The following is a 26197-nucleotide window of genomic DNA, read 5'->3' as shown; positions in this document are numbered from 1 at the left end:
GTCAAATAAGGCATCGGACCTCATAGATGAAAATTCAACCATTGGAGATGGAGCTATGAAAAGAAAGATTACATCCTCACTTATCATTATTTCATTGATTGCACTGGGAGTGCTGGGGTATGAGTATTTTGATAAAGCGGAAGCGGATGGCAGCATATGGGGCTTGGGCAAGTCTTTTGAATCCCTGGAAGAAATAAAGGCTGATTCCGATTTGATTGTCCGTGCCCATATTCCTTTATATTATGATATCCGCGAAATTAACGAAGAAGGGATGAGCACCAGGCAGGCTTTCTATGAAGTAGAAATTGATGAGGTTATTCAAGATCATACGGGCCATGGTTTTGATGAGGATTCTGAAATCGTAGTCAATCAAGTCATCGGAATGAAAAATTCTGAAACTGAGGAGTACTCAGCTGAAAAAGGCATGAGACCGATGAAAACAGGTGACTACCTGTTATTTCTGAAGAAAGTCACTCACCCCACTGATGGAAAAACATATTATGTTTCAAACTCTTCCCGTCACCTTTATAAATTACGAGGTAAAAGTACCTTTAAAAATATCGCATCTGATGAGCTGATGGAGATCGATTATTCTGAGCTTGAAGGCGGAAGATAAGTGGGGTTACTGAAGTGGATCTCGGATAGAAAGGCTGTTTCAAAGGTCGGATGAGCGACTTTGGAACAGCCTTTTATGGTTTTGACTGGCGATTTTTCATTTCAGAATTTCTATCGAATTTCATCCCGTGTCATTGAAAGGTTTTCCGTCCAATCAGTTAAACCGATTTTCATGAGCTTTTCCGCAGCTTCGCCGGGGCTGACCAGGAAATCGTCTTTAACCCAAACACTTAAATAGCCGATGGTGCCATAGCCTGCAAAAATGGCGTAATCCGGATCGTTGAAAATTTCCAGCAAACGGGCGGCGAGCTGATTGGATAAACTTTGGATGGCGTTGGCAGCCGAAAATTCCTGGCGATAAAACGAGCGGTAGGTAAAGACATGGCGGCAAATTTCATAAGTGACCGGCGTTTCCTGGAGCGACTCTGTATAGAATGCCAGGAATTGATTATTCAGCTTTGAACGGACATCGGTCATCAGCTGATATTTGTCTGTGAAATGCAAATAGAATGTGGAGCGGGAGACTTCCGCTTTCTGTACGATATCTTTCACAGAAATCTCGTCAAAATGCCGTTTTGCCAGCAACTCTAAAAAAGATTCAATTATCATTTCCCTGGCTGTTTGCATATGTGACTCCTTAATGGACATTCCGGCAGAGAATGTCTCGTGAAATTTTCCTGAATACGGGTAAACTTAATTATAATGAATTTTAGGAGGAATAACACATGGCAAATGAAGTTTATGTAATCACAGGCGGTTCTGGCGGAATGGGTAAGGCAACAGCTGAACTGGTCGGCAATAAAGGAACGATTTTATTAGCGGATATTTCAGAGGAACGTCTTGTCCAAACGAAAGAAGAACTTGCTGCTAAAGGCATCTCGGATGTCCATTACCAAACGGTTGATATCACGTCAAAAGAAGATGTGGCGAAACTGGCTGAAAAAGCGGCGGAACTTGGTACATTAAGAGGTCTTGTCCATACAGCCGGTTTATCGCCAACGATGGCCGATTCCAAACGCATCACAGCGGTTAACCTGGTCGGAACCGGATTGATCCTTGATGCATTCCTGCCATTGGCAAATGAAAAAACGTCTGCGGTAATGGTATCGTCGATGAGTGCTTATATGGTGCCTCGCCAAGGTCCGTTTATGGAAGCATTAGTACAGCCGCTTGCTGAAAATGCAGTGGAAACAATGGAGCAATTCACTCAAGGCGATTCAGGAGCAGCTTACAGCATGTCGAAACTCGGCGTTATCCTGGTCGTTGAAGATCAGGCTTGGGCTTGGGGTGAAAAAGGCGCTCGCTTGAACTCATTGTCACCGGGTACCATCAATACGCCGATGGGCCGCCAGGAAGCTGCCCAACAGCAGCAGATGAAAGTCATGCTTGACCACACGCCGCTTCGCCGCGAAGGTGAGCCGTCTGAAATCGCATCAGCTATGGAATTCCTGTTGAGCGATGCTGCATCTTACATCACAGGCATCGACCTTCGTGTGGACGGCGGCACAATCGCCAACATGCCGCGCATGCGTGCATCAATGTCCCGTTAATCGAATAGGAAATAAAACAATTTGATAACCCCCGAATGCGTCTTCGACGCGTTCGGGGGTTTTTTTAGGTGCCGGATTGTCAATTGGTGAAGCAGGGGGCGTTATATCGGATGGAATTTTCTTTGTCCTGCGGTTTATGTGCGGTGAACAGGATTTATGTGCGGTGACAGAAAAATATGTGCGCAGTGTCAATAATCCGTGAAAATAAATAACTTTATGCCGTCCGAATATTCGATTTAACCCGCCACTTTCCCATACACAAAGTTCTTGAACTAAACGGATGTTTTTCGCATCGCGAAAAACTCCAATCTCTAAAAAAGAAGGCTTCGCATCCGCGAAGCCTTTTTCCAACCAACCAATCAACCAACCAATCAATCAATCAATCAATCAATCAATTTAACTGTGATGCTGCCGTTGTCGGATTGTAAGTCAATCGGATGCTGGCCGGTTCCGTAGACGGTTCTTCTTTTCTTCGAGCCGAAGACAGAAACCGAACCCCAGTCCACATCAGCGTTGATGGTGGCATTCTCCGGTTGTCGTTTTGTTTCCAGCAGAATGGAACCGTTGTCTGTTTCCAGGTTAATGCTGCGTTCAAGATCAGCCGCTAAAAGATGGATGCGGCCGTTATCCGTCTGCGCGTGAACATCGCCTTTTACATTCTTCAGCGTTATTCCGCCATTGTCAGAAACGGCATCCACTTTATCTGCGCTGATATCTTTCAAAGTTAGCTGTCCATTATCCGTCTCAGCGCGGAGATTTTTTACCTGGACATCGTTAAGCTTAATCGCGCCATTATCCGATTTCACCGTGAATTTTCCAGCGATTATTTGCTCCAGGTTGATGCTGCCATTATCTGTTTCAACCAAAAGTTCTGTACTTTCCAAACGTCCACCGGTGACAGAGCCGTGATCGGATAGTATTTGAATCTTCTCGTATATTTTAGGCGGAAGCTGAACAATCAAGGTCGGTGACTTGAAACTGCCTGTAATCGTGAAGAACCCCCACTTTCGTGCTTCTTCCTTTAACGTAATTATGAGAGTACGGTCGAGGATATCTACAGCAAGATGCTGGCGATAGGTTTTGTTTTCTACATCGACATGCATTTTTCCGTCATCTGAAGGGAAAATCTGCAAAACTGCGTTATCGGTCTGAATATCGACTTTATCGAATTTATCTTTCGAAATATCGATTTTTTCAGAAGGAGCTATTGATTGGCTAAAATCAAAGCTGTCGATAAGTTCTTTTGCAATGGCTTCCGGAGAGCCCAGTTCTACAGCGATGTCGCTGTCGGATTTTCCGTCAGCCCGTCCGTTTGCAAAGTATTCTCGGATATCCTGCAGAATATCGTTGCGTTCTTCAGCAGGCAGCCGTTCCAAAGCTTGTTCAAGTTGTTGCAGAAATTGTTGTTCAGTCATTTTGCACACCCTCTTCGATTAATTTATTGACCCCGTCCGTAAAGCTTTTCCATTCTTCGAGCTGTTCATGAAGATACGTTCTGCCGGCTTCGGTGAGCGAATAATATTTGCGCGGTGGACCTTCCGTCGATTCCTGCAGATAAGTGGAGAAATAGCCTTCTTTGGTGAGCCGGCGGAGCAAAGGATAGACTGCGCCTTCCGAAATGGCGATGCGGTTCGAAATTTTCTGCACGAGCTCGTAGCCGTAGCGGTCCTGTTTATCCAAAAGAACCAGCACACATAAATTCAAGACGCCTTTTTTAAATTGAATATTCACCGGAAATGCCTCCTTTCATCACTAGTATTTTATAAACAGTAGTGGTTAACGAGTAATATATCATTCGGTACTATTCAATGCAAGGTATTGAGAAAATATTTTATATTATATTTCTTCTCAAGTGCATATGTCTGTAAACCGCAGATTAACCGTTTTTTTAAAGAATTAAAGTAAAAAAAGGCTGTCCAGTGTCATTTGACATGACATAAGGACAGCCTTTTTCCGCGATCGTACAGCTGGTTTATTTAGTTAAACGATTAGGCTCTTTTTCGCCAAGCGATACCGGATAGAGTTGATTCACACCGCTTTCGGCATCAAGCGCACGGGTTAAATCCATACCCAAAACTTCTGTCACCAATAAATCGACTGTATATACCGGGTTTTCGCCTTTGACGAAATGGCCGCCAAAAACTTTCCCATTCTGATCAGCGATGGTGCCGTGCAGATGGATTTCGAATTCACCTTCCCGCTGGCAGATAAAACCGGTGCCATTCAGGAATTCGATCGGTCCTTCTTTTTGCTGCAGTAGCCCGTAACTGGCACCCAGCTTGGCGGAAGAATCGGGAACCAGAAAATAATAGCCGCTCCTTTGAAGACTGCCGAAACAAGTGGCGATCTGTGCATAGGCAATCCCGTTTTCCCTGCATAACTCTTCGATGCCTGTCAGCAGATCCGTGCCGGGCAATAGGCGGGCAGCGACGGATTTTCCAAGTGCTCCGGCGGCGTATTGAATGCGCGTTGATTGTTTCATTTTATTTCCCCCATTTCTTTTTTATTTATCATATAGTAATGACCTCAAAATACAAAGAAATTAAAAAATATCAGAAAAGCGTTGACTTTCGTGAGTTGATGCGCTAAATTAATCAATAAGGTTTCGGCAATTGAATAAGCAACTAAATCTCTTATCAAGAGTAGCGGAGGGACTGGCCCTATGAAGCTCGGCAACCATCCATGTTAATCGCATGGAAAGGTGCTAAATCCAGCAGAACAGTGATGTTCTGGAAGATAAGAGAGGATGAATTTACGATAAATTTGTGCCTCTCTTTCTTTACGGAAAGAGAGGCTTTTTCATGTTTCGAACCAAATAATATTATTGGAGGATAACAAAATGAAGAAATTAGGATTATTGGGTGCCTTCACATTGGCAGCAGGATTATTGGCAGGATGCAGCGGCAATGCAGAATCAGGGGAATTGAGCAGCGAGAAACTGGTCGTCGGTGTAACTTCCGGACCGCATGAACAGATCATGGAAGTAGTGGCTGAAGTGGCTGCAGAAGATGGACTGGAAATCGAGCTGAAAGTATTTACGGATTACGTGTTGCCGAATACGGCGCTTGCGGAAGGCGATCTAGACGTCAACAGCTACCAGCACAAACCGTTTCTTGATGCGTTCAATGAAGACCATGGCACAGATCTGGTGCCAGGAGCGACTACGATCCTGAATCCGATGGGTGTCTATTCGAATGACTATGCATCCATCGAAGACTTGCCGCAAGGCGCAACTTTCGGTTTGCCGAATGATCCGACAAACGGTGCACGTGCTTTATTCATCCTTGAAGAAGCAGGCGTCATTACGTTGAAAGAAGGAACAGAAGAAACAGCTTCAATCTTTGATGTTGAAGACAACCCGAAAGAGCTTGAATTTATTGAACTGGAAGCGGCACAGATTCCGAAACAGTTAAGTGAACTTGATGCAGCGGCGATCAACACGAACTGGGCCATCGAAGCGGGATTGAATACATTGGAAGATTCGATTTTACTGGAATCCAGTGAATCGCCATACGTTAACTACCTGGTCGTAAGAGAAGAAAACAAAGACGATGCGGTGCTTGAGAAACTGAATGCGGCGTACCAGTCGGATAAAGTGAAGGCATTTATCGAAGAAAAGTTTGATGGTTCAGTTTTGGCAATCTGGTAAAAATTTCGGGGAGCCACGTGGTCTTTAGGCCACTGGCTTTTCCTTTTTAGAAGGAAGTGCAGGCAACGTGATACAACTTGAGAATATTTCAAAAGAGTATAAGTCAAAAAAAGGGGTCATCCGGGCAGTGAATGATGTGTCATTGCAGGTGAAGAAAGGCGAGATCCACGGCGTCATCGGCTACAGCGGTGCGGGAAAAAGCACGTTGATCCGATGCGTCAATTTGCTGGAAGCTCCGACAGCCGGAAAAGTGCAATTGAACGGCCGCGAATTTACCGAGCTTACGAAAAATGAATTACTGGATGAACGCAAAAAGATCGGCATGATCTTCCAGGGATTTAATCTGCTGCGGACGGCCACAGTCGAAGAAAACATCGCCATTCCATTGAAACTCATCGGTGTCGAAGGACGAGAAATTCCGGAACGTGTCGAAAAATATTTGGATATTGTCGGATTGACGGATAAGAAAAACGCCTATCCTGCACAATTATCAGGCGGCCAGAAACAGCGCGTCGCCATTGCCCGTGCACTGGCACAGGAACCGGAAGTGCTGCTGAGCGATGAAGCGACAAGTGCGCTAGATCCCGAAACAACGGAATCGATTTTGGATCTGTTGTTGAAAATAAATGCAGAGTTCGGCATCACAATTTTATTGATTACGCATGAAATGCACGTCATCCAAAAGATTTGTGACCACGTCTATGTGATGGAAGCTGGAAATATTGTGGAAGATGGTCCGGTAATCGACTTGTTTTCGAAGCCGCGGCATAAAACGACGAGAAGCTTCCTGAATACCATTTCACAGCGCAAACTTTCAAATGATTTTGTCAGCAACCTGAAACAGACTGGTTCCGTGCTTCGCTTGACGTTCCGTGGAGATTCAACGGGTGAGCCGCTGCTTGCGGTTGTGGCGAAAGAATTCAATGTGAAGCCGAATATCCTGACGGCTAATATCATGGAACTCAAAAACGGCGTTATCGGAAATCTTGATGTCCACTTAGCAGGCGAGAAAGAAGAAGTCGGACGCGCATTGACGTTTCTGAAAGACAACGGAGTCGCAATCGAAGAATGGGAGGTGCAGTATGGAAAGGTTTGATACCTTCATAAACCAATGGCTGCCGGTCATCGGTACAGCCGTTTTGGAAACGGCACAGATGGTCCTGATTTCACTGGTCATTTCCGCAATCCTTGGAATTCCGCTCGGCATCCTGCTCGTCTTGACGCGAAAAGGCCAGGCATGGGAAAACAAATGGATTTACCAGATCCTGAATTTATTGGTCAATATCATCCGTTCCATTCCTTTCATCATCCTATTGTTTTTCATCCTGCCATTCACAAAAATTGTTGTGGGCACCACAATTGGCGTGCAAGGCGTCATCGTGCCGCTCGTCATTTATACAGCACCTTACATCGCACGGCTGATGGAATCTTCTTTATTGGAAGTGGACAGCGGCGTCCGTGAAGCTTATGAAGCGATGGGCATTAAAACACATCATATTATCTGGAACGTGTTGCTGCGCGAGTCGCGACCATCGATTGTACTTGGTTTGACGATTGCGACGGTTGGCCTGATCGGTGCCACGGCTATGGCCGGGCTTGTCGGCGCCGGCGGATTGGGTGACCTGGCTTACCGCTATGGGCATCTGCGCTACGAGGTCGATGTCATGTATGCGACTGTGTTCATCCTGATTGTCCTCGTTCAAGGCATCCAGAGCTTCGGGAATTATTTCTCAGCACGCTTGAAAAAAGATTAAAAGGAGAGAGCAATCTTTATGCAAAAGGAATTATACCTGGAGAAAAACGGAGCGATTGCAACACTCGTTATCAACCGGGCGGATCAGCGCAATGCGTTTTCGCTCGATATGTTCAAACTGCTGCCGTCTCTTCTGACAGAAGCGGCTGAAGATCCAGCGGTCCGCGTGCTGATTTTGAAAGGCGTCGACGACCGGGCATTCTCAGCCGGAGCGGATATCAAAGAATTCATGGACAATCGTTTGTCCCAATCAAAAGCGAAAAACTACAACGATCATGCAATGGCTGCTATCGAGCAGCTTTATCGTTTTCCGAAACCGACCATTGCGCTGATTCGAAAACTGGCGATCGGCGGCGGTTTGGAACTCGCAATGTCCTGTGATTTCCGCATTGCATCAAGTGACAGCAAATTCGGCATCACAGCCGCGCGGCTAGGCATCATCTATAACCTGCGCAGCACGAAACGCCTGATGAATGTCATTGGTCCGGTGAAAACCAAAGAATTATTGTATACCGGCAAATTGATCAAAGCGGAAGAAGCGGTGGAACTCGGCATCATCCAGCAGCTTCATGAAGGGGACGCTGCCAATACAGCGGCACTAGATTTTGCACACGAGCTGGCAGCAGTTTCTTCGACAGCCCTGCACGGCAATAAAAAAGTGATCCAGGCGATCATTGACGGCGCACAGTCGGAAAATGAAGAAATGGCCGACCTGATATTGGATTCGTTCGAATCTGATGATTATAAAGAAGGCATCCAGGCATTCCTGGAAAAAAGGCAGCCGAATTTCACTTGATGAAGGAGGGAAACCCATGAGCAGCACAGTACAAGGAGACTCGCTGCTGAAAAGCATCGTCTCGCAAAACGATTCTCCCTTGACGCATGAGGAATGGGAAGCAAGCGCAAAGCAGAAACTGGAGCCGCATAAATTCGGCCATATCCGTTCAGGCGCCGGAGCGGAAGAAACGCTGCGGCGAAATCGTTCCGCTTTCTCCAAATGAGCGATTTTGCCGAGGGTGTTGAAAGACGTTTCCTCGATTGATACCTCAATTGCATTATTCGGTCATACATATGATCATCCTTTTCTGCTCGCCCCGATCGGCATGCAGAAACTTGCCCATGAAGAAGGGGATCTGGCTTCTGTGCGGGCGGCAGCGAAATACAAAGTACCGTTCATCACGAGCACCGTTTCCAGCTATTCACTTGAAGACATCGCGGAAGCGGCAGGAGACAATCCGCGCTGGTTCCAGCTTTACTGGTCAAACGATGAAGCCGTCTCTTTCAGCATGCTGCAACGTGCCGAACAATCTGGATACGAAGCAATTGTCGTGACAGTGGACACCGTGATGCTCGGCTGGCGCGAAGAAGATCTGCGCAACGGTTTTTCGCCATTGCGTGCAGGCGTCGGAAAAGCGAATTACGTCAACGACCCGGCGTTTATGGCGTCATTGTCTGATACAAGTGATGACGGCATCATCCAGGGCATTTTGAAAAATGTATATCACCCTTCATTTGACTGGAAGAAAATCGAAAAGATCAAACAGGCGACATCTTTGCCGGTGCTGCTGAAAGGAATTTTGCATCCGACCGATGCGATTCTCGCAGTGGAAGCGGGCATTGACGGAATCATCGTGTCGAACCATGGGGGTCGCCAGCTGGACGGCGTCGCGGCATCGCTCGATGCATTGCCGCTCGTGGCAAAAGCGGTAGGAGGCCGGATACCGATCCTGCTCGACAGCGGCATCCGAAGAGGAACCGATCTTGTCAAAGCACTGGCGCTCGGCGCGGATGCCGTCCTCCTGGGCCGTCCATATATTTACGGACTTGCATCAGGCGGCCAGGCAGGCGTTGAGCAGGTGCTGGGCAATTTTATAGAAGAAACACGCGTTTCATTGGCGCTAGCCGGCATTTCGAAAATCACTGAATTGTCTTCCATGGAATTGATCAGGGAATAAGGAGAGATGAGGATGAAGCAGGCATTACAGGGCATGCGGGTCGTGGATTTGTCGCAAGTATTGGCAGGTCCATACTGCACGATGGTGCTCGGTGATATGGGTGCAGACGTCATTAAAGTCGAAAAAACGGGCGGGGGTGACGACACTCGCAAAATGGGTCCTTATATCAATGAAGAAAGTTATATGTATATGATGGTCAACCGCAACAAGCGGGGCATGTGCCTGGATTTGAAGGCGCAGGAAGGCCTGGCGGTTTTCCAGGAATTGATCCGCACGGCAGATGTGGTGATCGAAAATTACCGGCCGGGCGTCGCGGCCAAACTAGGCATCGATTTTGAATCCTTGAAAGAGATCAATCCCGCGCTCATTTATTGTTCGATTTCAGGTTACGGACAGACGGGGCCATACAGCCAAAAAGGCGGCTACGATATCATGGCGCAGGGACTCAGCGGATTCATCGATATGACCGGAGAAAAAGAAGGGAAACCCGTTAAAGTGGGCATCGCCATCAACGACATCGCCGCTGCCCAAACGGCGATCCAGTCCATACTGGCGGCTTATATCCACCTGTTGAAAACGGGTGAAGGGCAATATATCGATGTGTCGCTGGTAGATTCCGGTTTGGCTTGGACCGTCTGGGAAGCGGCCGCTTATTTCGGCAAAGGCGAAGTGGCGACGCGGAACGGCACGGCTCACCGGGTCTCGGCCCCATATCAAGGATTCGAAACAAAAGACGGTTCCATTTTAGTGGGTGCCGGCAACCAAAAATTATGGGAGAAATTCTGTCTGGAAGTCGTTGATAAATCTGAGTGGCTGGAAGATCCGCGCTACGAAACGAACAGCAGGCGTGCTGACCATGTCGCAGAATTGGAACAGGACATCGAGGCGGTGTTTGCAGAACAGCCATCGGCTCATTGGCTCGGGTTACTCGAGAAGAGCGGTATTCCGTCCGGTCCGATCTATTCGTATGATCAGACATTGGCGGATCCGCACATCAACTTCCGCGAGATGGTCCAGCAGTTTGACCACCCGGTGGCCGGTACTGTGAAAACGCTCGGTTTCCCAGCGAAACTGTCAGAAACGCCTGGTGTGATCAGCCGTCCTGCCCCGACACTTGGCCAGCACAATGAAGAGCTTTTGCAGGAAATCGGTTTTTCATCCGTGGATATCAAAAAACTGGAAGAGAAAAAAGTGGTATTATAATTCTTAAAAAAAGGGACTGCCCGCAAAAGTCATCCGAAATGACTTTTGGGACAGTCCCTTTTTCTATTCTTTTTCTGTCAGGAAGGTGATCACTGCAAACAGCAGGAATGCCAGTAATAACAGCGAACCGCCGACGATGAAGATGACCATTACCAGTGTTTCGCCCCAGTTGAACGGATTCAGATTATACAGCCACATGCCGCCGGTCAAACCGACCGCACCGACCATGGCCAGAATACCGTGGATAGTGACGAGTTTTTTATATTTTATCGTGTAGGCGTGATAGAAAATGCCCCAGGCGAATACCGACAGCCAGCCGACAAGCAGGATGTGCGCGTGGATCGGGCGCAGCGAATAATCCATTTGGCCAGCCATATGTGAACCCAGATACGTGCCGATAAAACCGAAAATTGCCGAAAAGCGGATCAATCTTAAACTCCAAACTTTTTCCATGAATAAAACCCTCCAAATTATGTTTGTTTCATATCGGGATGCGGCAGGGAGAGGATGAACTCACTGCCTTCGCCGATTTTGCTGTTAACTTTTATAGTACCATGATGCAGCTGGACAATCTGTTCAACAATGGACAGCCCGAGCCCAGTGCCGTCTTTTTTACGCGCGGCATCCCCGCGGTAAAAGCGGTCGAATAGCTGGGGAAGCGCGTCTGCGGCAATCCCTGCGCCAGTGTCTGTAAAGGTGATGATAACGTTGCTGCCGACTGTCTTGAGTCCAATTTCGATGCTGCCGCCGGGTTTATTGTATTTAATGGCGTTCGTCAGCAGATTGTCCCAGACGTTATCGAGCAATTCGGCGTCGCCCCGGAAAAGGGTGGGGGCCAAGGAATAAGAAAGATTGATATCTTCTTCCTCAAGCCGCCAGCGATATTTCCGGACAACGGCTTTCAGCTGCTCGTCGAGCTGGAATTCCTCTGTCTTCATCGGGTACGCGCCCTGGTCGAGCGACGTCAGCAACAGGAGCTGGCGCGTCAGGCTCGACAGCCGTTTGGCTTCCTGATCGATGATTGATGTGTAAGCAAGTCTGTCATCGTCCGGCAGGCCAGGTGACTTCAAGAGGTCCGCATAGCCCTGGATGTTCATGAGCGGCGACTGGAAATCATGCGAGACATTGCTGATGAACGATTTACGCGCCAGGTCGTTTTGCTTAAGCTGTGTCTGCATCAAATTGAAGCTCTCCGACAGCTGGCCGATTTCATCATTGCGCTGTATGTCGAGCGGGTAATTATAGTTTTCGCGCGCGATGTGTTTGGTGGCTTCGGTCAGCTGAACGATTGGACGCGTCAATTGCCGCGCGAGCCAGATCATGCCGATGATGCTGACAAGTCCGATAGCCACGACAAAGCCGATCAGCACCGAGTGGATATCGGTCCCCAGCAGTTTTGTATCCGGGCGGATGAACAAGCCGTAGTTTTCGCGGTTTCGCTCAAAAGGGACACCGACAGTGTTATGCAATTCATTTGTGAAATGGCCGATCATGAAGATCTGGTCCGTGAAACTGTCGAGTCCGGTATAGATTTCCTTTTCAGTGAGAACGCGCTGGGCTTCCTCAGGAAAACTGGTGTCATCAAACGGTTCTCCAAAAAACTTCCTATCACCGGAGCTGTCGACGAGGGCAATCTGGTAGCCGAGCTTTGCGACAGCCTGCATGTAGCCATCAAAGCCTTCATCGGAATAAGGCACGTTTTGGACAGTTGCCACGATTTCCTGAGCGATGCCGACGTTCTGTTCAATCGTCTCTTCTTTCGTGACAGTGATATAGAAGATATTGGCGATGGTAAAACCGATTAAGATGCTGATGGCCAGAATGAACAGCGTGGCAACGGTGAACTGGCGGTAAAGAGTTTTCATTTCAACGCCTCAAGTTTATAGCCGATTCCGCGCATCGTATGAATTTCAACAGTGGCGCTGTATCGCTTAAGCCGGTCGCGGATACGGTTGATATGCGTATTTAAAGTCATTTCACTGACATCGTGGTCTTCGCCCCATACATATTCAAACAGCAGACCACGCGGAGTGGCCAAATTGGCACGGGATACCAGAAGAGAAAGGATTTCAAATTCTTTCAACGGTAAAATGACTGTTTCATCGCCAATCGCCACTTCGAAATTTCGGCGGTTGATCGTGACATTGCCGGATTGCAGGTTCTCCTGGACCGAACGTTCCGAGCGCCGCAATACCACCGCGACACGGAACAATAATTCCTTCGGTTCAAAAGGTTTGACCACATAATCTTCGGTGCCCGACAAGAACCCTTTTTCCTTATCTTCAAGCTGGCCTTTTGCTGTCAGCAGGATTACCGGTATGTTGAGATCTCGTGTCAGAATGCGTGTCAGATCAAAACCGTCCATCCCAGGCATCATGACATCCACGATAGCGAGATCGACAAGCTGTTCCTCAAGCAGCAATAATGCTTGTTCAGCGTCGGTGGCCCGAAAGACGGTATAGCCTTCATTGCCTAAGTGGATTGCCACTAATTGCTGGATATAGAGATCGTCATCGACGACGAGTATTTTCATGCAGATTCCTCCCTGAGAATTGGAAGCCGATTCGCACGGCTTCCGCTTACTATCAGTATGCAGGGTTTACTTATCTTTTTCAAAAAACAGTATCAATGCCGGCAGCAGCATGCCGCGGACAAGGAAGGTATCGATGAGGATACCGATGGAAACCATGAAGCCGAAGACGAATAAATCGGCGATCGGCATCGTAGTAAGTGCAGCAAATGTTGCGGCAAGGATGATACCAGCTGAAGATATCACGCCTCCCGTATTTGTAAGAGCGATTTCCAGGGACTCTTTAACCTTGCGAGATTTGCGTTCTTCGATAAAACGTGACACCAGAATTATATTGTAATCGATGCCGAGCGCTACAAGGAAGATAAATGCATACACTGGCACGCGAGTGCTGATTGCATCAAAGCCGAACAGCACATCCACCAGGAAAATACCCAGGCCGAGCGCGGAAAGGTACGACAATAAAATCGTTCCCATCATGTAGAATGGCATTTTCCATGAACGGGTCAGTGCAAACAATAGAACCAGGATGAGCAGCGTTTCGAGAATGACAATTTTGATGATATCGGAATTGTTTACATCCCGCTCATCAGTCAATTTCGGTGTTATGCCACCGAAATGGGTTTCCCCTTCAATTGATGCAGCAGCAAGCAATTGTTCGCTGTCAGAACGCAGTGTTTCTACAAAGTCGATGGCTTCCGTAGAATACGGATTCATCGAAAAGGCGATATTGAATTTAACTGCTTCGCCGTCATCTGTTTGACCAGACAGGCGGGCAGATGCGATTTCATCGTAAGCCGCCAATTCTTCAGCGAGAGCGGCTGCCGCTTCTTCATCAATCGGCTGGTCACCGACTACAAGCAGCGTAGAAGGGGCGATTTCCCCTTTGTCGAAATTCTGTTCAACAATTTCATAGCCGACACGGGAAGGCATATCTTCCGGGAAAGATTTCACGGTGTCGAATTCAAATTCAAGGTTGAAGATATTCAGTGCTGAAACAATCAGGAAAATGGCGACGATTCCGCCGGAAAAAACGGGCTTGCTGACGACGAATTTTGCAACTGGTCCCCAAATGCCATGTTTCAACTCTTTTGCTTCTCCGTATTTCGGCACTTTAGGCCAGAATGCTTTACGGCCGAACAACGTGAATAACGCAGGAATCAATGTAATGGAAGCAAGCATGATGATGAAAACAGCTGTACCGAAAATCGGCGCGAAGTTGGCGTAATCACGGAAATCCGCGAAAAACAGGATCAGCATCGCAGCGAGTACTGTACCGCCTGCAAAGAATACAGGTTCGCCGGTAGCGCGCATGGCGTATTTCATCGCTTCGTATTTGCTCTTGTAATTGTTCAGTTCTTCGCGGTAGCGGGAGAATACAAACAGGGAATAATCGATTACTGCCGCAAACAGCAGGATACTCATGATCGATGTAGTCTGGCTCGTCAGTTCAAGACCGGCAGCTCCCATGAATGCAAGCGTCTGGTTAACCACCTGATAGACGATGATTGTCGCCAAAAGCGGGATGAAAGCAAGCAGCGGTGAACGATAGATGACGATAAGCAGAACCAGGATGATCAGTACCGTCGCAATCAATAGAACGAAATCCGCTTCTTCAAAAAGTTTTACAGTATCACCGGCAATCCCTGCTGGTCCTGTAACGTAAAATTCAAGACTGCCTGATTCTGCAGCAATATCAGATCCGATTTCACTGGCACGGTCATTGATTGCGGAGAAATCTGCACCGCCAAGACCGGCTTCAAGCGTCATTGGAACAATCATTGTCGAATTGTCTTCAGAATAGAAACCTTCCAGTGCTTGTGGCGGCAACTGGCTGATGTCGATGATAGAATCGATGCCTTCAATGTTTTCGGCATTGATCGCTGTCAGGATTTCTTCGACAGTTTCATTTGCAACTTCACCTTCATTATTATGGAAGACGAGTATGCCGGGAGTCCCTTGGTCATTCGGGAAGTATTCCTTCAGCTTCTGGTCTGCGATGATCGATTGCGCATCATCCGGCAGCGACTGGAAGTTTGTGACTTTGTAATCGTTCAGTCTCGGGCCCATACTGAGTGCGATCATCACGACAAACCACGTGATGATGGTAATCCACATGCCTCGTTTGGTAGATACCCAATCGGTGATCGGGCTTAAAAATTTATGCATTTTTTCCACTCCTCTTTCTTTTTCAAAATGGCTCAAACCTATCGTAGACTTCGAATATAAATTCAATATCAATTTTTGGTGGCAAGGATTTGAACATTTGGAAGTGGAGAAAGAATATTAAATGAAACTTTATCCCCCGTTTTACATTTTTCTTTTCGGGAATAGGAGGGTTAACACGAAATAGGAGGGATTCGATTGGCACGAGATAAGAACAAAGACGAATTGCAAACGAATCAGCGGGATCAGGAATTGAGACAAGAGGCTCAGGACTATAAAGAAGAGATCAATCTTCCGGAACAACGGCTTCATGGCTTGGATAATGACAGTAATGAGGACAAGGAAGATAAGAAAAACTAAAAACTGAAATAATAATAGCCCGTATTCCGGATGATCCGGAATACGGGCTATTTGAATAGTGAAAACTAATAATAATTTAAGATCGCTGTAGGAGCATATTTGATGGCAGCTATTATCAAAGTGATTAAAAATTATAATCGAAAAATTTACATATAGTGTTACTGAAAAAGCGTAGAATAAACTATATACATATTTTCCGGAAGAAGAGGGATGAAGATGAAACAAGTTTTATTTTATGCAGTAATTTTGATCGCTGCAGGAATACTCGCATACTCGGGAGAAAGTTTTTTTGGAGCGGAATGGATTTTCGGTTTATTGACTGTCGGCTTGTTTGTTTTGTTTTTACAAGGCTGGAAGCAGACGGGGAGATCTCCGGTCGGACTGGTGATTGTCACCGTATGTTTGTTGATCACGCTTGATGGAATCTTTTTTGTACAGTATGCAGCAACGGCCATCTGCAGTTTGTTGATGGGCTTGTTTTTAGTGCCGCACTTTCCCAATAATAAAGATGGGGTAACGGCTGCAGCAGTTTTTGTTTTCCTTAACATACTAATTTGCTTTGTATTCGTGCCAAATGAATTAATGGGATGGATTTTCGTTATCGTGACAGGCATTGCGGCATTGATCGGTTTCCGCTATAACTTCCAGGTTGTCAGAACTTGCTTTGCTTCATTATTTGGATTATCGGCATTTTTCCTCTTGCTGTTCCAGCTTTCAGAAAACATCTATTTCCTCAGCATCCTGGCAGTATTGCTGGTTGGTTTTCTGATTTTCGCTATGTACCGAATGAATGGCAGAGCTGCAGTTTAACTTCAATGGAAGGATTTAGCTTGCACATGTAACTTCTGTAAAGGCAAAACGACTAATGGTTAAAAGGGGAGGCTTTATTGTGAAGAAAATCACGATTCTGCTATTCTTACTGGCGTTATTCCTGATGCCGAACCAAAGTCTTGCCTTATCATGTGCGGAACCTTCATCGGTTGAAATTGCGTACGATGAATATGATGCTGTTTTGGTTGGGAAAGTGAAAGATATCGACCATAACAATAATTCGAAATCGCTGACAATCGAAGTCGAGAAAAGTTATAAAGGCGCAGATAGAAAAACAATTACAATTTATGAAGACGTTACTTGGGGAGAAAGCCAAAAAAATGCAACATACTTATTCTTCCTTAATCAGGACGGCGGGAAATGGATACATCCTCTTTGTTCTCCGACAACCCACAAGACGGAACTCGCGGATGAAGTTTATGCCGATAAAGAAGAAGTGACTTTGAAGGAAGTGGAATCGAGCGAATTCGATGCGACGGGCATAATTCCTATTGGGCTGATGGCGCTGTTAGTGGCAGGAATTGTCATTGCGGGTGTATGGATAGCGTTAGCAAACAGAAGAAAAAAATCTAGTTTTTAGAGGCAATTGAATGCCAGTTTTCGAAGAGTTTCTTCAGGGCATGGACAGCGAAACGTTTTGGCGGGAATAAATATAATTGAAAAAACGAACCGCCGGTCTCTCATAAGAGAAGCCGGCGGTTCTGTTTTTGTATTGTCTACATTTTTATTGCCATGCGTTTTGTCAATAACCGCATGACCCCAAGCAAAGCAGCAATCAGAATTATTGAGCCAGCGATTGCAATGGCGGGTGATGAATCTGCCTGAATATCGGGGATCCAAGGGATTACTGAACTGATGTCATCTTCACCCCAGAAATAGCCGTTCAGACTGAGGGCAATGATTGCCGCAGCGATGAACAGAAAACCGATAATCCAGCCGAAGCGGTAATAACCGACGCCGATCAGCCAGCCAACCAGATAGTAGGTGAGAATATTCAATAGATAGAATACTGCTTCCATCAGCCACTCTGAAGCGGAACCGATCGAAGTGAACGTAACCGGCAAGGCAGTGTATTCAGCCAGTAAATACTCGACGCCATTCAGAATGAGTGGAACCAGAGTAAGGAAGAGCGCTAAGCTGAGTCCGCCAGCCACAATGCCATAATAAACGTCTTTTCTGGTAACACCTTGCTGCACGTGGGATGTGAAGAACACGTAAACAGCCATGATTCCGCAAACCAGCATGAAGATCGCGGTTGAGTAGCGGGAGAATTCAAAGAAACCGACGATTGCTTCCTCAACGCCTACCGATCCAGTATTTGCATAGTAAATCAATACAGCAACATGGATTGCAGCAAGTATCCCGAGAAACCATATACTCCATTTGAATTGCTCGAAAAAAATATCGAAAGCGACTTTTGCATTGAGTTTAGTCTGTTTCATCTTATTGCGCCTCCTCTGTTAAGTGAATGAACAGTTCCTGCAGCGAGACGGGACCTATGTCGAGGCCATGCTGTCTGGCAGCGGATAGCCGCTGTTCATCCAGAACTCCATAGACCATGACTTTTTTTGTTCCGCCCAGTTTTTGCTCATTCAAAATTTTCATGCCGGAAGAGAACTCATCGACTTGTTCAGCGGCTCCTGTAACCGAAGCGCCGCGTGTAGTCAGCGTTTCATAATCTTCATTAAGAACCAGTCGGCCCTGATCGATGATGACGACATTGTCGAAAAGATAATCCATTTCGGAAACAAGGTGCGTCGACAAGATGAAAGTTCGTGGATGCTCAGCCTGGTCTGCCAGAATTTCCTGATAGAAGATTTCACGGGTCGGTGCATCCATGCCAAGATAGGCTTCGTCGAAAATCGTTATTGGAGCACGACTGGCCAGCCCCATGACAGCATTCATAGCCGATTGCATCCCTTTGGATAATTTATGAACCGGTTTATCGAGGGGCAGTTTAAAACGTTTCAATAGATATTCGGCATAATCTTTGTCGTAATTTGGGCGATGGCGTTCGACAAACTCCAGCATGACCGGAATTTTATCGTATTCTTCTGCGTAACTTTTATCATAGACAAACATGACCTGCTGCATTTTATCCGGATTTTCAAATACGGGTTCACCATCAATCAGAATCTGGCCATCCGTTGTTTCGCGGAAAGCCGATACCAGCGAAAGCAGCGAAGTCTTCCCGGCGCCGTTGCGTCCGATCAGCCCATGGATCTTATTCGCTTCCAGAGTGAAAGAAACGTCTTTCAATGCTTCGAATTTTTTGAATCGCAATGTGACATTCTGCAACTCTATTTTTCCGTTCATCACCGTCCACTTCCTTTCGTCGTTTTGATTAAGGAGATAATTTCTTCTTCCGTAATCCCTAATTTCTCAGCTTCCATTACAAGTCCTTTTACATAGTTATCGACAAAAGCTTTTTTGCGCTGTTTGATCAGTTTTTCCTTCGCGCCTTCAGCCACAAACATTCCGATCCCTCTTTTCTTGAATAAGATTCCTTCCTCCACAAGCTGATTGACCCCTTTTGACACGGTGGCATGGTTAATCTTATAGAAATCGACAAGCTGGTTGGTTGAAGGTGCCTGTTCGCCTTCTTTTAACTGGTCATTGACAATTTGGTCTTCAATAGACTCACGAACCTGCAGAAATATAGGTTTATTTGAATCAAATGCATTACTCAATCAAAACACCTCCCTAGCTTAGTTATACGGTTATATACTTATGTGTATAACCATATACCCTTATTTTTTATTTGTCAATTAACTTAATGATTATTTTTAAGATTTGTATGTCTTTAAAGCAAAAAAGACCTGAATCAATTCATTTGAATTGATTCAGGTCTAATAATTCCCAACTAATTTATTCGTCCCGTTCCGCGATACTCACCGGACGGATGATTCCCCAAGGCGCAACATCAATTGTCACCTGAAGGTCAACTGCACTTTCCAGCTGAGGTCCGAGGCCTTGTTCGACATAGAATTGCTCAAGCTGTGGAGCAGTCAGGCGGCTGCCATAAGAGTATCCGCTGATGGCGCCGAAAAATGGTTCATAACTGATTTCATCAATCACAGCAAAACCATCGGGCCCTTCTGTCAAAGTAAAATAGACATCGCCTTCATAGGCACTGCCAGCTGCATCCAAATCCGGATACTGAAGCATGACATATTCTCCGTAGAAAGGATCGAAGGGGTCAAAAGGTTCTGCCCGCAGTGTATACTGTTCACCAAACCAGGAGGCAGAATAGAAAGCAGCCACTAAGACAACAACGAACAGCGTCATAAGAACCGGTAAGATCCAGGCTTTTATTTTCATGACGCAGCACCTTCTCTCTTGCGGTTCAGCCACCAGGCAGCTGCTGAAAGTGCAAACAGCAACAGCGCGCCTATGAGGAAGAACAGCGACATATCAAGGCGTTCCCAGGCGTAGATGACGTAAATCACGAATTGCACCAGTATAAAATAGACGAAGCCTGGGGCGAGCAGACGATTTTGCCGCTGGGCAATAATAAGGTAGGCGAGTGCACTCACTTCAGCAACCAGTGCCAATGCAATAGCGGTATCGTCAAACAACAGGAAGCCCATTGCCCCGAGAATGGAAATCCAGATGATATCCCTGAATCTCGTAAAGGCAAGAAATAATACGGGAAGACCGGCAGCGGCAAGCGCAATCGACTCTGGCCAGTTGAGGTCGACGAGCGACATTTCTGTTTCGCCTCTGAGCGCCAGATAGACGACGAGCATGGCAGCGCCGAAGATCAGATAAAGCGGTGACAAAAGCCCTTGTTTGCCTTTTGGCACTAAGAACAGCAGAAGCACAAGGGCGAACAGTGTCCAAATCGGCCAGAAAGGACTGCTGTAAGAAACAAGGTCCCACATTAAGAACCCGGAGAAAAACAGCAGCATCCAGCTTAATATCTTCGGTGCATCATCTTTGCTGAAGTAGAACCAGGCAAGTGAGACAGCCGCGAAGATTCCCCATTCAACCCAATTAGTATTCGGCAAAAAGGATGTGAGTGTGAATATGCCGAAGATGAAGGCAATCATCACATACGCTAAATGCCGCCATTGAAAATAATGTGCCAGAGCAGCGATGAAAATCGCCCATGGCAAAACGGAATTGGAGAGGCTGAAATGGAATGTCTGGGCAGTCACCAGGATGCCGGCACCAAACATGGCAAGTCCAAGCAGCCGGAATAGGATAGGCTGTCCGATTTTCTTCTTCTCGGAAAAGTAGGAGATTACATAGAAAATCCACATCAACGCCACAACCAATGCCACTTTCATCAATTCGGGTATTGCCTGCCAGTTGGCTGCGATAAAACTGAAAACAGCCAATGCGAAGAATATCAAGCCGATCAACAATAATAAGGGGATTTTTTTCTTTTGGGGCTGGCCTCTTTCAAATGTCATTATGCGGTCAACCGCTGCTTGGTCGATAAATCCTTCGTTGCGCCATTGCACCAATTTCCGTTCCAAATCCATCACCGTTTCCCCCCTAATCTTTGCCTTTATTATAATCCTGATTTAACAGAATAGATAGACAATAAATAAGCGGAAAGACTTAAAAAAAAGTTACCAGAAAGAACCGGATTTGAAACGATTATTCTTTAATAACTATGGCGCCTCCGTATATTTTGCCATGGAGAACGGCAAGCTTTTCAGCCATCACTTCAGGCGGATTCCTGAAGCCCTGGTTGATCCAGTAGAGAAAGAAGCCCAGGCTTCCGTAGGTGACAAAATAATTCAGCGTAGGAATTTCGATATCTGTTTCTTCTTCCAGTTTCAATTCGATGGTGGAGACGCGCACCAAACTCTCGCAAAAAAGATTTTGAGAGCCGGGCAGCACTTCTCCTTTAATAATCAGTGAAAATATGAACTGGTTTTGATAGATGTATTCGAAAATCGGCAGATGACGTTGGACATCTGTTGAAGAGAAACGTTCACGGCCTTTAAAACTTCTGCGGAAATGAGCCGTCAATCCGTTCAGGTGGTCTTCAACAATTGCTTCCAGCAAAGTGTTTAAATCCCTGTAATGCGAGTAGAAAGTGACTCTGTTGCAATCAGCCTGCCTGGTGACTTCTGTAATGGAAAGTTCCTGCAGATCTTTTTGTTCCAATAAAGCCAGCAAAGCGGTTTTCAATTTTTTCTGCGTCCTTAAAATCCGGCGATCTTCTGTTGCTACGATGTGGAAAACCTCCTCTATGTCCAAACTGTGGACGATGCTTTTGAATTTATTATGACATGGATTATTTTCAATAGACAAACAGAAGATTTTTCTGTTAAATTACAAGTGTAGTTTATTTAAGAATGATGTAAATACTTTGCTGGAGGAATGGATAATGAACCGGTTAGCAGGAAAAGTGGCAATCGTGACAGGTGCTGCTCAAGGAATGGGCGCATCACATGTGGAAAAATTCATCGAAGAAGGCGCGAAAGTCGTGCTTACGGATTTAAATGTGGAAAAAGGAGAGGCACTGGCAAAAGAACTTGGAGATAACGCATTGTTCATCAAACACAATGTTGCGCGTGAAGAAGACTGGTCGCGAGTGATTAAAGAAACTGAAAAAGCATTCGGACCTGTGGATGTTCTTGTTAATAATGCAGGCATTACCATGGCCAAATCGATTTTACAGACAACTGCGGAAGAATACCGCCGAATTGTGGAAATCAACCAGGTTTCTGTTTTTATGGGAATGAAGGCTGTTATTCCGTCCATGCAAAAAGCGGGAGGCGGTTCGATAGTCAATATTTCTTCCATGAACGGACTGGTGGCAGGAGCGATCGGCTACACGGATACGAAATTTGCGGTTCGGGGAATGACAAAAGCGGCTGCAATTGAATGCGCCAATTATGGAATCCGTGTGAACTCCGTCCATCCCGGAGTCATCGCTACCCCGATGGTCGTGCAGGAAGATACCAAAGCTGCTGTTGAGGAATTCGCTAAACATATACCGATGAAGCGCGTAGCCCAGTCTGAAGAAGTTTCCAATATGGTGCTTTTCCTTGCTTCGGATGAAGCTAGCTACTCGACTGGTTCAGAGTTTGTCATTGACGGCGGTTTGACTGCCCAATAAATAAATGTTGTAACGACAAAGCCAGTCCGGAATTTTCCGGACTGGCTTTGATTTTTGTAAAAAGGGTAGAGTCAGAGAAAGGAGGCTGTTCAAATGCTAATCGAGAAATTACTTAACCGTCTTGAGCAGAAAGAATCACGAATCGTTGAGATCCGGCGTCATCTCCATGAACATCCTGAACTTTCATTTGAGGAAGAAAATACAGCGGCGTATATTGCCGATTTCTATAACAAAGTGCCGATCGATCAAATAGAAAAAGACTTTGGCGGCCAGCGGGGAATTGTCGTGACGATAAAAGGGGATAAGCCTGGAAAGACCATAGCCATAAGAGCTGACTTTGATGCTTTGCCGATCACGGAGAAAACCGGGTTGCCTTACGCATCTAAAAATGAAGGGGTCATGCACGCCTGCGGCCATGATGGACACACCGCATATATGCTGGTTTTGGCTGAAACACTTGCGGAGATGAAGAGCGAATTATCGGGTGTTATAAAAGTCGTCCATCAACCCGCTGAAGAAATGCCGCCGGGCGGAGCTTTGGGAATGATTAAAGCTGGCGTACTCGAAGGAGTCGAAGCTGTCTTCGGCATCCACCTCATGTCAATGATGGATTCCGGGAAAGTATACTATAGAAGTGGAAATACACAAACAGGACGGGCCCGGTTTAAACTTCGTGTGCAAGGGAAGGGCGGCCATGGTTCATCCCCTCATACTGCTAATGATGCCATCGTTGCCGCGAGTTCATTCGTCATGAATTGCCAGACCATCGTCAGCCGAAGGGTTAATCCATTTGATGCTGCAGTCGTAACCATTGGTTCGTTTGATGGCAAGGGCCAGTTTAATGTCATACGTGATTCAGTCGAACTTGAAGGCGATGTCCGCACGATGTCAGAAGAATCACGCAAACTTGTTGAAGATGAAGTACGCTGTTTCGTTAAAGGGCTGGAAGAATCTTTCGGCGTCGAGACAAAATTGGAATATGCAAATGACTATCCCGTTCTTTATAATGATCCGGAAATAACAGGCCAGGTACGAACCGCACTCGAAGAGGCGAATATTCCTGAAGTGGATGCTGTTGTGGAAGCGGAGCCTCAGCCGCCATCTGAAGACTTTGCTTATTATTTGAGGGAAAAACCGGGCTGTTTCTTCTATGTCGGCGCAATGCCGGAATCAGAAGAAGCCTATCCCCATCATCATCCGAAATTTGAAATCAATGAAACGAGTCTGCTGATCAGCGCCAAGGCAATGGCTGCTGTCGTTGCACGATTTTGCGGAAAGAATGATTCTGGGTAAGGGATTAAAAAACAAAATAAATTGAAAAACAAAACCACCGAAATATTTCCGGTGGTTTTTCATGGATAATTGGACCGGTTAAATCTCCAGCTTGCCGCGGAAACCTCTGCTGGCATAATAAGAATCAGCGCCGTTGTGATAGGTGAAGACTTGGCCATAACGATAATCGCAGAAAATGGCGCCTCCACGGGACCGGATATTTTCGGGTGTCAGCACCCAAGTCGACGTTTTACGGTCAAACTCGCCAAATTGATGCAGCGAGCGATACTCATCTTCTGAAATCATTTCGATGCCCAGCTCAGCAGCCATGTCCATAGCGGTATTTTCGGGCTTGAATTTCTTCCGTGCTTCCCAAGCCGCGCGGTCGTAGCAAAGGCTGCGGCGGCCTTTCGGTGTTTCAGGCGAACAATCATAAAATACATGGACGCCGTCCTGCAGATCCAAGGTCACTACGTCGGGTTCGCCGCCCGTTTCTTCCATCTGATAAAGTGACCACAGCTTGTCGGGAGCTGTTTCAAGCTTCTCCAACACTTCGTTCCATTGGATGCTTTCGTGCCGATGCATATTCTTTTCGAAACGGTTTTTCAATTTGCCCAGCAGCTCTTCCTGCTGTTCTGCGGATAATTTCTTTTTCACCATTTGAAATTCCTCCTTATAATATCCATCTTAGTTTAAGTATATACAAACCAATAAATATAATGGCGATTTCTTGGTGGATTAAATTTATATAGAAGAAACTAAAAATAAAAAGCCGGACCACTTTGTAAGTGGTCCGGCAGTCGCTTTTCTTTATTGTCTAGACTCCAGCGACCCAGCTCTTCGGGTCATAAGCCGGTCCAGCTATGCGGTCGAAATCGCTTCGCTGTTCCGTCTTATGCCTTTCAGAGCTTAGCGGGCGCAGTCGCTTTTCTTTATTCTTTTGGTTCAAGATCTTCAATCGAATCGAGATCCATATAGGCAGGAACAGCGATTCCGTTTTGGGCGCCTGTCAGGTTTGGCCCTAGGTCGAGCATATTTTCTTCATGTTTCTCATAAAAAGCCCCGTGTGTCACAGGCAGCCAAGGAGCGATGGAAGCGTCAGCGCCTCCAGTCGCGATGGCTTCGAATAAAACTGCAGGGTCTACATCAGTTACTGTAACGTCAAATCCCTGCTCTTCAAGTACAATTTTCAGCACGCTTGCAGAAGCGCGTTCACTGTCCCATGGAGTTGATACCAGTTCAATTTTCTTGCCGTCAACAGGTTCAGCGTTTGCGGTCCATTCACTTACTGCTTCAGGATTTTCATCAATCCAGTTTTGGCCGGCTTCTTCAAATGGCATGTCTTGACCTGCATACATCACCGATTGGAGGTCTTCCAACCCCCACTCAAAAGCGTCCAGAATTTTATAGGCTTCCGGAAAATCTTCCTCAAATCCCTCTCTTGCGATCGTTTGGATATTCTCAGGTCCGCCGAGCGATTCTTTTGGGTCCTCCAGGAATTTCAAATCATAGGCAGAAAACATCCAATGAGGTGTCCAGCCAGTGATAACAAGTGGTTCTTCATCGTCAATGGCATCATCCAGGGCAGTCAGCATACTTGCTGTTGAACTTTCTTCAAGCTCCCAGCCTTTCAGGTTGTCATACTCTTCAAGGGTGTTTTTGGCAAGGCCAGTCAGGCCTGCACCAGGCTCAATACCTGTAATTGTATACTCCAATTCTTCTCCTAACGATTGTTCGCCAGTTGAAGTTTCGTCGCTGCCGCATCCTGCTGCAAGCAGCGCAGCCGATAGAGCAGCAGCGCCAGTAAGATATTTGTATTTCGTCATAAAAATAAATTCCTCCTTCAGATTTGGTGGTAAGCAGCCGGTCATAATTCTTCGATTCAAATTCTAGGAATCAGGTGGTGCAATCCGTGCATTTCTTGAAAGGAATTTCAACAGGATTTCAGCCGTCAGCTGAATCAGTATAAGGTGATGGAAAGGTACGGCTTCTAGATTTTCCTAAGGTATAAATAATCACATTATGTAACATAACTGATCGATTTCAGCTAGTAAATCCTGCTGAATCATCTCTCTTTAAACCGAGATTTACGGTTTCCGAATTAAACACGACAAATATTATTATAACATAAAGTTAGGGCTCAAGCAGAAAAAGTATGAAAATCACAGATAATTAGCCTGTTTCCTGCTTGCTGATTATTTAGGAATCACTTTCAATCAGCAAAAAAAGCT

At 46.2% G+C, this 26197-nt stretch carries 29 protein-coding genes, 1 pseudogene and 1 riboswitch; of the genes and pseudogenes, 13 read left to right on the top strand and 17 right to left on the bottom strand.

Annotated features, from left to right (window positions below; genetic code table 11):
• Nucleotides 1–55: 55 nt before the first annotated feature.
• Nucleotides 56–616 (top strand): hypothetical protein, encoded by a 561-nt coding sequence (locus AC2Q9J_RS13490; protein ID WP_499040709.1) that lies wholly within the window; start codon nucleotides 56–58, stop codon nucleotides 614–616.
• A gap of 110 nt (nucleotides 617–726) precedes the next feature.
• On the opposite strand, the gene AC2Q9J_RS13485 is transcribed toward AC2Q9J_RS13490, so the two are convergent.
• Nucleotides 727–1242: a TetR/AcrR family transcriptional regulator gene (locus tag AC2Q9J_RS13485; protein WP_499040707.1), complete on the bottom strand. Its 516-nt coding sequence runs from the start codon at nucleotides 1240–1242 to the stop codon at nucleotides 727–729.
• 98 nt (nucleotides 1243–1340) lie between these two features.
• Here AC2Q9J_RS13485 and AC2Q9J_RS13480 point away from each other — a divergent pair, with 98 nt between their 5' ends.
• Nucleotides 1341–2165 carry an SDR family oxidoreductase gene (locus tag AC2Q9J_RS13480; RefSeq protein WP_499040705.1) on the top strand — a complete coding sequence of 275 codons (825 nt, stop codon included), beginning with the start codon at nucleotides 1341–1343 and terminating at the stop codon, nucleotides 2163–2165.
• On the opposite strand, the gene AC2Q9J_RS13475 is transcribed toward AC2Q9J_RS13480, so the two are convergent.
• The 4 genes from AC2Q9J_RS13475 to AC2Q9J_RS13460 all read right to left on the bottom strand — a co-directional run bounded on the left by AC2Q9J_RS13475 (nucleotide 2151) and on the right by AC2Q9J_RS13460 (nucleotide 4647).
• Complete coding sequence (locus AC2Q9J_RS13475) at nucleotides 2151–2540, bottom strand: hypothetical protein (protein WP_499040703.1); 390 nt, start codon at nucleotides 2538–2540, stop codon at nucleotides 2151–2153. The two genes, AC2Q9J_RS13480 and AC2Q9J_RS13475, sit on opposite strands and share 15 nt — an antisense overlap.
• A gap of 8 nt (nucleotides 2541–2548) precedes the next feature.
• Nucleotides 2549–3580: a DUF4097 family beta strand repeat-containing protein gene (locus AC2Q9J_RS13470; RefSeq protein WP_499040701.1), complete on the bottom strand. Its 1032-nt coding sequence runs from the start codon at nucleotides 3578–3580 to the stop codon at nucleotides 2549–2551.
• A complete protein-coding gene (locus AC2Q9J_RS13465) occupies nucleotides 3573–3896 on the bottom strand; it encodes a PadR family transcriptional regulator (RefSeq protein ID WP_499040699.1) in 324 nt (107 codons plus the stop codon). The genes AC2Q9J_RS13470 and AC2Q9J_RS13465 overlap by 8 nt, the downstream gene beginning before the upstream one ends.
• A 241-nt stretch (nucleotides 3897–4137) precedes the next feature.
• Nucleotides 4138–4647, bottom strand: a complete 510-nt coding sequence (locus AC2Q9J_RS13460; protein WP_499040697.1) for a PPC domain-containing DNA-binding protein — start codon at nucleotides 4645–4647, stop codon at nucleotides 4138–4140.
• A gap of 148 nt (nucleotides 4648–4795) precedes the next feature.
• Nucleotides 4796–4908: riboswitch (SAM riboswitch) on the top strand.
• Nucleotides 4909–5004: 96 nt separating this feature from the next.
• Here AC2Q9J_RS13460 and AC2Q9J_RS13455 point away from each other — a divergent pair.
• The 6 genes and pseudogenes from AC2Q9J_RS13455 (at nucleotide 5005) to AC2Q9J_RS13430 (ending at nucleotide 10725) form a co-directional block, all read left to right on the top strand.
• The gene (locus AC2Q9J_RS13455) at nucleotides 5005–5814 is read left to right on the top strand and encodes a MetQ/NlpA family ABC transporter substrate-binding protein (protein WP_499040696.1); all 810 of its coding nucleotides are present in this window, start codon (nucleotides 5005–5007) and stop codon (nucleotides 5812–5814) included.
• 67 nt (nucleotides 5815–5881) lie between these two features.
• Nucleotides 5882–6910: a methionine ABC transporter ATP-binding protein gene (locus AC2Q9J_RS13450; RefSeq protein WP_499040694.1), complete on the top strand. Its 1029-nt coding sequence runs from the start codon at nucleotides 5882–5884 to the stop codon at nucleotides 6908–6910.
• Nucleotides 6897–7568, top strand: coding sequence for a methionine ABC transporter permease (locus AC2Q9J_RS13445; RefSeq protein WP_499040692.1), 672 nt, complete (start codon nucleotides 6897–6899; stop codon nucleotides 7566–7568). The genes AC2Q9J_RS13450 and AC2Q9J_RS13445 overlap by 14 nt, the downstream gene beginning before the upstream one ends.
• Before the next feature lie 18 nt (nucleotides 7569–7586).
• Nucleotides 7587–8363: an enoyl-CoA hydratase/isomerase family protein gene (locus tag AC2Q9J_RS13440; protein ID WP_499040690.1), complete on the top strand. Its 777-nt coding sequence runs from the start codon at nucleotides 7587–7589 to the stop codon at nucleotides 8361–8363.
• Between the two features lie 16 nt (nucleotides 8364–8379).
• A pseudogene (locus AC2Q9J_RS13435) lies at nucleotides 8380–9522 on the top strand (alpha-hydroxy acid oxidase).
• A 12-nt stretch (nucleotides 9523–9534) separates the two neighbouring features.
• A complete protein-coding gene (locus AC2Q9J_RS13430) occupies nucleotides 9535–10725 on the top strand; it encodes a CaiB/BaiF CoA transferase family protein (RefSeq protein WP_499040688.1) in 1191 nt (396 codons plus the stop codon).
• A 63-nt stretch (nucleotides 10726–10788) separates the two neighbouring features.
• Here AC2Q9J_RS13430 and AC2Q9J_RS13425 read toward each other — a convergent pair whose 3' ends face one another.
• The 4 genes from AC2Q9J_RS13425 to AC2Q9J_RS13410 all read right to left on the bottom strand — a co-directional run bounded on the left by AC2Q9J_RS13425 (nucleotide 10789) and on the right by AC2Q9J_RS13410 (nucleotide 15424).
• Nucleotides 10789–11178, bottom strand: coding sequence for a hypothetical protein (locus tag AC2Q9J_RS13425; protein ID WP_499040686.1), 390 nt, complete (start codon nucleotides 11176–11178; stop codon nucleotides 10789–10791).
• 17 nt (nucleotides 11179–11195) lie between these two features.
• Nucleotides 11196–12590, bottom strand: a complete 1395-nt coding sequence (locus tag AC2Q9J_RS13420; RefSeq protein WP_499040684.1) for a sensor histidine kinase — start codon at nucleotides 12588–12590, stop codon at nucleotides 11196–11198.
• Complete coding sequence (locus tag AC2Q9J_RS13415; protein ID WP_499040682.1) at nucleotides 12587–13258, bottom strand: response regulator transcription factor; 672 nt, start codon at nucleotides 13256–13258, stop codon at nucleotides 12587–12589. The genes AC2Q9J_RS13420 and AC2Q9J_RS13415 overlap by 4 nt, the downstream gene beginning before the upstream one ends.
• A 66-nt stretch (nucleotides 13259–13324) precedes the next feature.
• On the bottom strand, nucleotides 13325–15424 hold the full coding sequence (locus tag AC2Q9J_RS13410; RefSeq protein ID WP_499040680.1) for an MMPL family transporter: 2100 nt from the start codon (nucleotides 15422–15424) through the stop codon (nucleotides 13325–13327).
• A 195-nt stretch (nucleotides 15425–15619) separates the two neighbouring features.
• On the opposite strand from AC2Q9J_RS13410, the gene AC2Q9J_RS13405 reads away from it, so the two are divergent.
• The 3 genes from AC2Q9J_RS13405 (at nucleotide 15620) to AC2Q9J_RS13395 (ending at nucleotide 17192) form a co-directional block, all read left to right on the top strand.
• Entirely contained in the window at nucleotides 15620–15781 is a 162-nt protein-coding gene (locus AC2Q9J_RS13405; protein ID WP_499040678.1) for a hypothetical protein, read from the top strand.
• 216 nt (nucleotides 15782–15997) lie between these two features.
• Nucleotides 15998–16591, top strand: coding sequence for a hypothetical protein (locus AC2Q9J_RS13400; protein WP_499040676.1), 594 nt, complete (start codon nucleotides 15998–16000; stop codon nucleotides 16589–16591).
• Between the two features lie 79 nt (nucleotides 16592–16670).
• Complete coding sequence (locus AC2Q9J_RS13395; RefSeq protein ID WP_499040674.1) at nucleotides 16671–17192, top strand: hypothetical protein; 522 nt, start codon at nucleotides 16671–16673, stop codon at nucleotides 17190–17192.
• Nucleotides 17193–17328: 136 nt separating this feature from the next.
• On the opposite strand, the gene AC2Q9J_RS13390 is transcribed toward AC2Q9J_RS13395, so the two are convergent.
• The 6 genes from AC2Q9J_RS13390 to AC2Q9J_RS13365 form a co-directional block, all read right to left on the bottom strand.
• Nucleotides 17329–18054, bottom strand: coding sequence for a hypothetical protein (locus AC2Q9J_RS13390; RefSeq protein WP_499040672.1), 726 nt, complete (start codon nucleotides 18052–18054; stop codon nucleotides 17329–17331).
• Between the two features lies 1 nt (nucleotide 18055).
• Entirely contained in the window at nucleotides 18056–18928 is an 873-nt protein-coding gene (locus tag AC2Q9J_RS13385) for an ATP-binding cassette domain-containing protein (RefSeq protein WP_499040670.1), read from the bottom strand.
• Nucleotides 18928–19302, bottom strand: coding sequence for a GntR family transcriptional regulator (locus AC2Q9J_RS13380; protein WP_499040668.1), 375 nt, complete (start codon nucleotides 19300–19302; stop codon nucleotides 18928–18930). Before AC2Q9J_RS13380 ends, AC2Q9J_RS13385 begins: the two co-directional genes overlap by 1 nt.
• A gap of 178 nt (nucleotides 19303–19480) precedes the next feature.
• Complete coding sequence (locus AC2Q9J_RS13375; RefSeq protein WP_499040666.1) at nucleotides 19481–19933, bottom strand: GDYXXLXY domain-containing protein; 453 nt, start codon at nucleotides 19931–19933, stop codon at nucleotides 19481–19483.
• Nucleotides 19930–21102 carry a DUF2157 domain-containing protein gene (locus AC2Q9J_RS13370; RefSeq protein ID WP_499041065.1) on the bottom strand — a complete coding sequence of 391 codons (1173 nt, stop codon included), beginning with the start codon at nucleotides 21100–21102 and terminating at the stop codon, nucleotides 19930–19932. Before AC2Q9J_RS13370 ends, AC2Q9J_RS13375 begins: the two co-directional genes overlap by 4 nt.
• A 118-nt stretch (nucleotides 21103–21220) precedes the next feature.
• A complete protein-coding gene (locus AC2Q9J_RS13365; RefSeq protein ID WP_499040664.1) occupies nucleotides 21221–21760 on the bottom strand; it encodes a TetR/AcrR family transcriptional regulator in 540 nt (179 codons plus the stop codon).
• 199 nt (nucleotides 21761–21959) lie between these two features.
• Between AC2Q9J_RS13365 and AC2Q9J_RS13360 the strand changes: the two genes are divergently transcribed.
• A complete protein-coding gene (locus AC2Q9J_RS13360; protein ID WP_499040662.1) occupies nucleotides 21960–22694 on the top strand; it encodes a glucose 1-dehydrogenase in 735 nt (244 codons plus the stop codon).
• Between the two features lie 93 nt (nucleotides 22695–22787).
• Nucleotides 22788–23987 (top strand): M20 family metallopeptidase, encoded by a 1200-nt coding sequence (locus tag AC2Q9J_RS13355; protein ID WP_499040660.1) that lies wholly within the window; start codon nucleotides 22788–22790, stop codon nucleotides 23985–23987.
• A gap of 78 nt (nucleotides 23988–24065) precedes the next feature.
• Here the strand turns inward: AC2Q9J_RS13355 and AC2Q9J_RS13350 are convergent, their stop codons facing one another.
• Both AC2Q9J_RS13350 and AC2Q9J_RS13345 read right to left on the bottom strand, forming a co-directional pair.
• On the bottom strand, nucleotides 24066–24626 hold the full coding sequence (locus AC2Q9J_RS13350) for a DUF4256 domain-containing protein (protein ID WP_499040659.1): 561 nt from the start codon (nucleotides 24624–24626) through the stop codon (nucleotides 24066–24068).
• 272 nt (nucleotides 24627–24898) lie between these two features.
• Nucleotides 24899–25792, bottom strand: coding sequence for a glycine betaine ABC transporter substrate-binding protein (locus AC2Q9J_RS13345; RefSeq protein ID WP_499040657.1), 894 nt, complete (start codon nucleotides 25790–25792; stop codon nucleotides 24899–24901).
• Nucleotides 25793–26197 lie beyond the last annotated feature (405 nt).

Source organism: Planococcus sp. RAB007_Raresut (genome assembly GCF_057369535.1).
This window is presented reverse-complemented; position numbering and strand designations above follow the sequence as displayed.

Bases quoted from the DNA above. Each gene is read 5' to 3' on its own strand.
- AC2Q9J_RS13490 (WP_499040709.1), top strand. From the start codon at position 56: ATGAAAAGAAAGATTACATCCTCACTTATCATTATTTCATTGATTGCA.
- AC2Q9J_RS13485 (WP_499040707.1), bottom strand. From the start codon at position 1,242: ATGCAAACAGCCAGGGAAATGATAATTGAATCTTTTTTAGAGTTGCTG.
- AC2Q9J_RS13480 (WP_499040705.1), top strand. From the start codon at position 1,341: ATGGCAAATGAAGTTTATGTAATCACAGGCGGTTCTGGCGGAATGGGT.
- AC2Q9J_RS13470 (WP_499040701.1), bottom strand. From the start codon at position 3,580: ATGACTGAACAACAATTTCTGCAACAACTTGAACAAGCTTTGGAACGG.
- AC2Q9J_RS13460 (WP_499040697.1), bottom strand. From the start codon at position 4,647: ATGAAACAATCAACGCGCATTCAATACGCCGCCGGAGCACTTGGAAAA.
- AC2Q9J_RS13455 (WP_499040696.1), top strand. From the start codon at position 5,005: ATGAAGAAATTAGGATTATTGGGTGCCTTCACATTGGCAGCAGGATTA.
- AC2Q9J_RS13445 (WP_499040692.1), top strand. From the start codon at position 6,897: ATGGAAAGGTTTGATACCTTCATAAACCAATGGCTGCCGGTCATCGGT.
- AC2Q9J_RS13440 (WP_499040690.1), top strand. From the start codon at position 7,587: ATGCAAAAGGAATTATACCTGGAGAAAAACGGAGCGATTGCAACACTC.
- AC2Q9J_RS13430 (WP_499040688.1), top strand. From the start codon at position 9,535: ATGAAGCAGGCATTACAGGGCATGCGGGTCGTGGATTTGTCGCAAGTA.
- AC2Q9J_RS13425 (WP_499040686.1), bottom strand. From the start codon at position 11,178: ATGGAAAAAGTTTGGAGTTTAAGATTGATCCGCTTTTCGGCAATTTTC.
- AC2Q9J_RS13420 (WP_499040684.1), bottom strand. From the start codon at position 12,590: ATGAAAACTCTTTACCGCCAGTTCACCGTTGCCACGCTGTTCATTCTG.
- AC2Q9J_RS13415 (WP_499040682.1), bottom strand. From the start codon at position 13,258: ATGAAAATACTCGTCGTCGATGACGATCTCTATATCCAGCAATTAGTG.
- AC2Q9J_RS13410 (WP_499040680.1), bottom strand. From the start codon at position 15,424: ATGCATAAATTTTTAAGCCCGATCACCGATTGGGTATCTACCAAACGA.
- AC2Q9J_RS13400 (WP_499040676.1), top strand. From the start codon at position 15,998: ATGAAACAAGTTTTATTTTATGCAGTAATTTTGATCGCTGCAGGAATA.
- AC2Q9J_RS13390 (WP_499040672.1), bottom strand. From the start codon at position 18,054: ATGAAACAGACTAAACTCAATGCAAAAGTCGCTTTCGATATTTTTTTC.
- AC2Q9J_RS13385 (WP_499040670.1), bottom strand. From the start codon at position 18,928: ATGAACGGAAAAATAGAGTTGCAGAATGTCACATTGCGATTCAAAAAA.
- AC2Q9J_RS13375 (WP_499040666.1), bottom strand. From the start codon at position 19,933: ATGAAAATAAAAGCCTGGATCTTACCGGTTCTTATGACGCTGTTCGTT.
- AC2Q9J_RS13370 (WP_499041065.1), bottom strand. From the start codon at position 21,102: ATGGATTTGGAACGGAAATTGGTGCAATGGCGCAACGAAGGATTTATC.
- AC2Q9J_RS13360 (WP_499040662.1), top strand. From the start codon at position 21,960: ATGAACCGGTTAGCAGGAAAAGTGGCAATCGTGACAGGTGCTGCTCAA.
- AC2Q9J_RS13355 (WP_499040660.1), top strand. From the start codon at position 22,788: ATGCTAATCGAGAAATTACTTAACCGTCTTGAGCAGAAAGAATCACGA.
- AC2Q9J_RS13350 (WP_499040659.1), bottom strand. From the start codon at position 24,626: ATGGTGAAAAAGAAATTATCCGCAGAACAGCAGGAAGAGCTGCTGGGC.
- AC2Q9J_RS13345 (WP_499040657.1), bottom strand. From the start codon at position 25,792: ATGACGAAATACAAATATCTTACTGGCGCTGCTGCTCTATCGGCTGCG.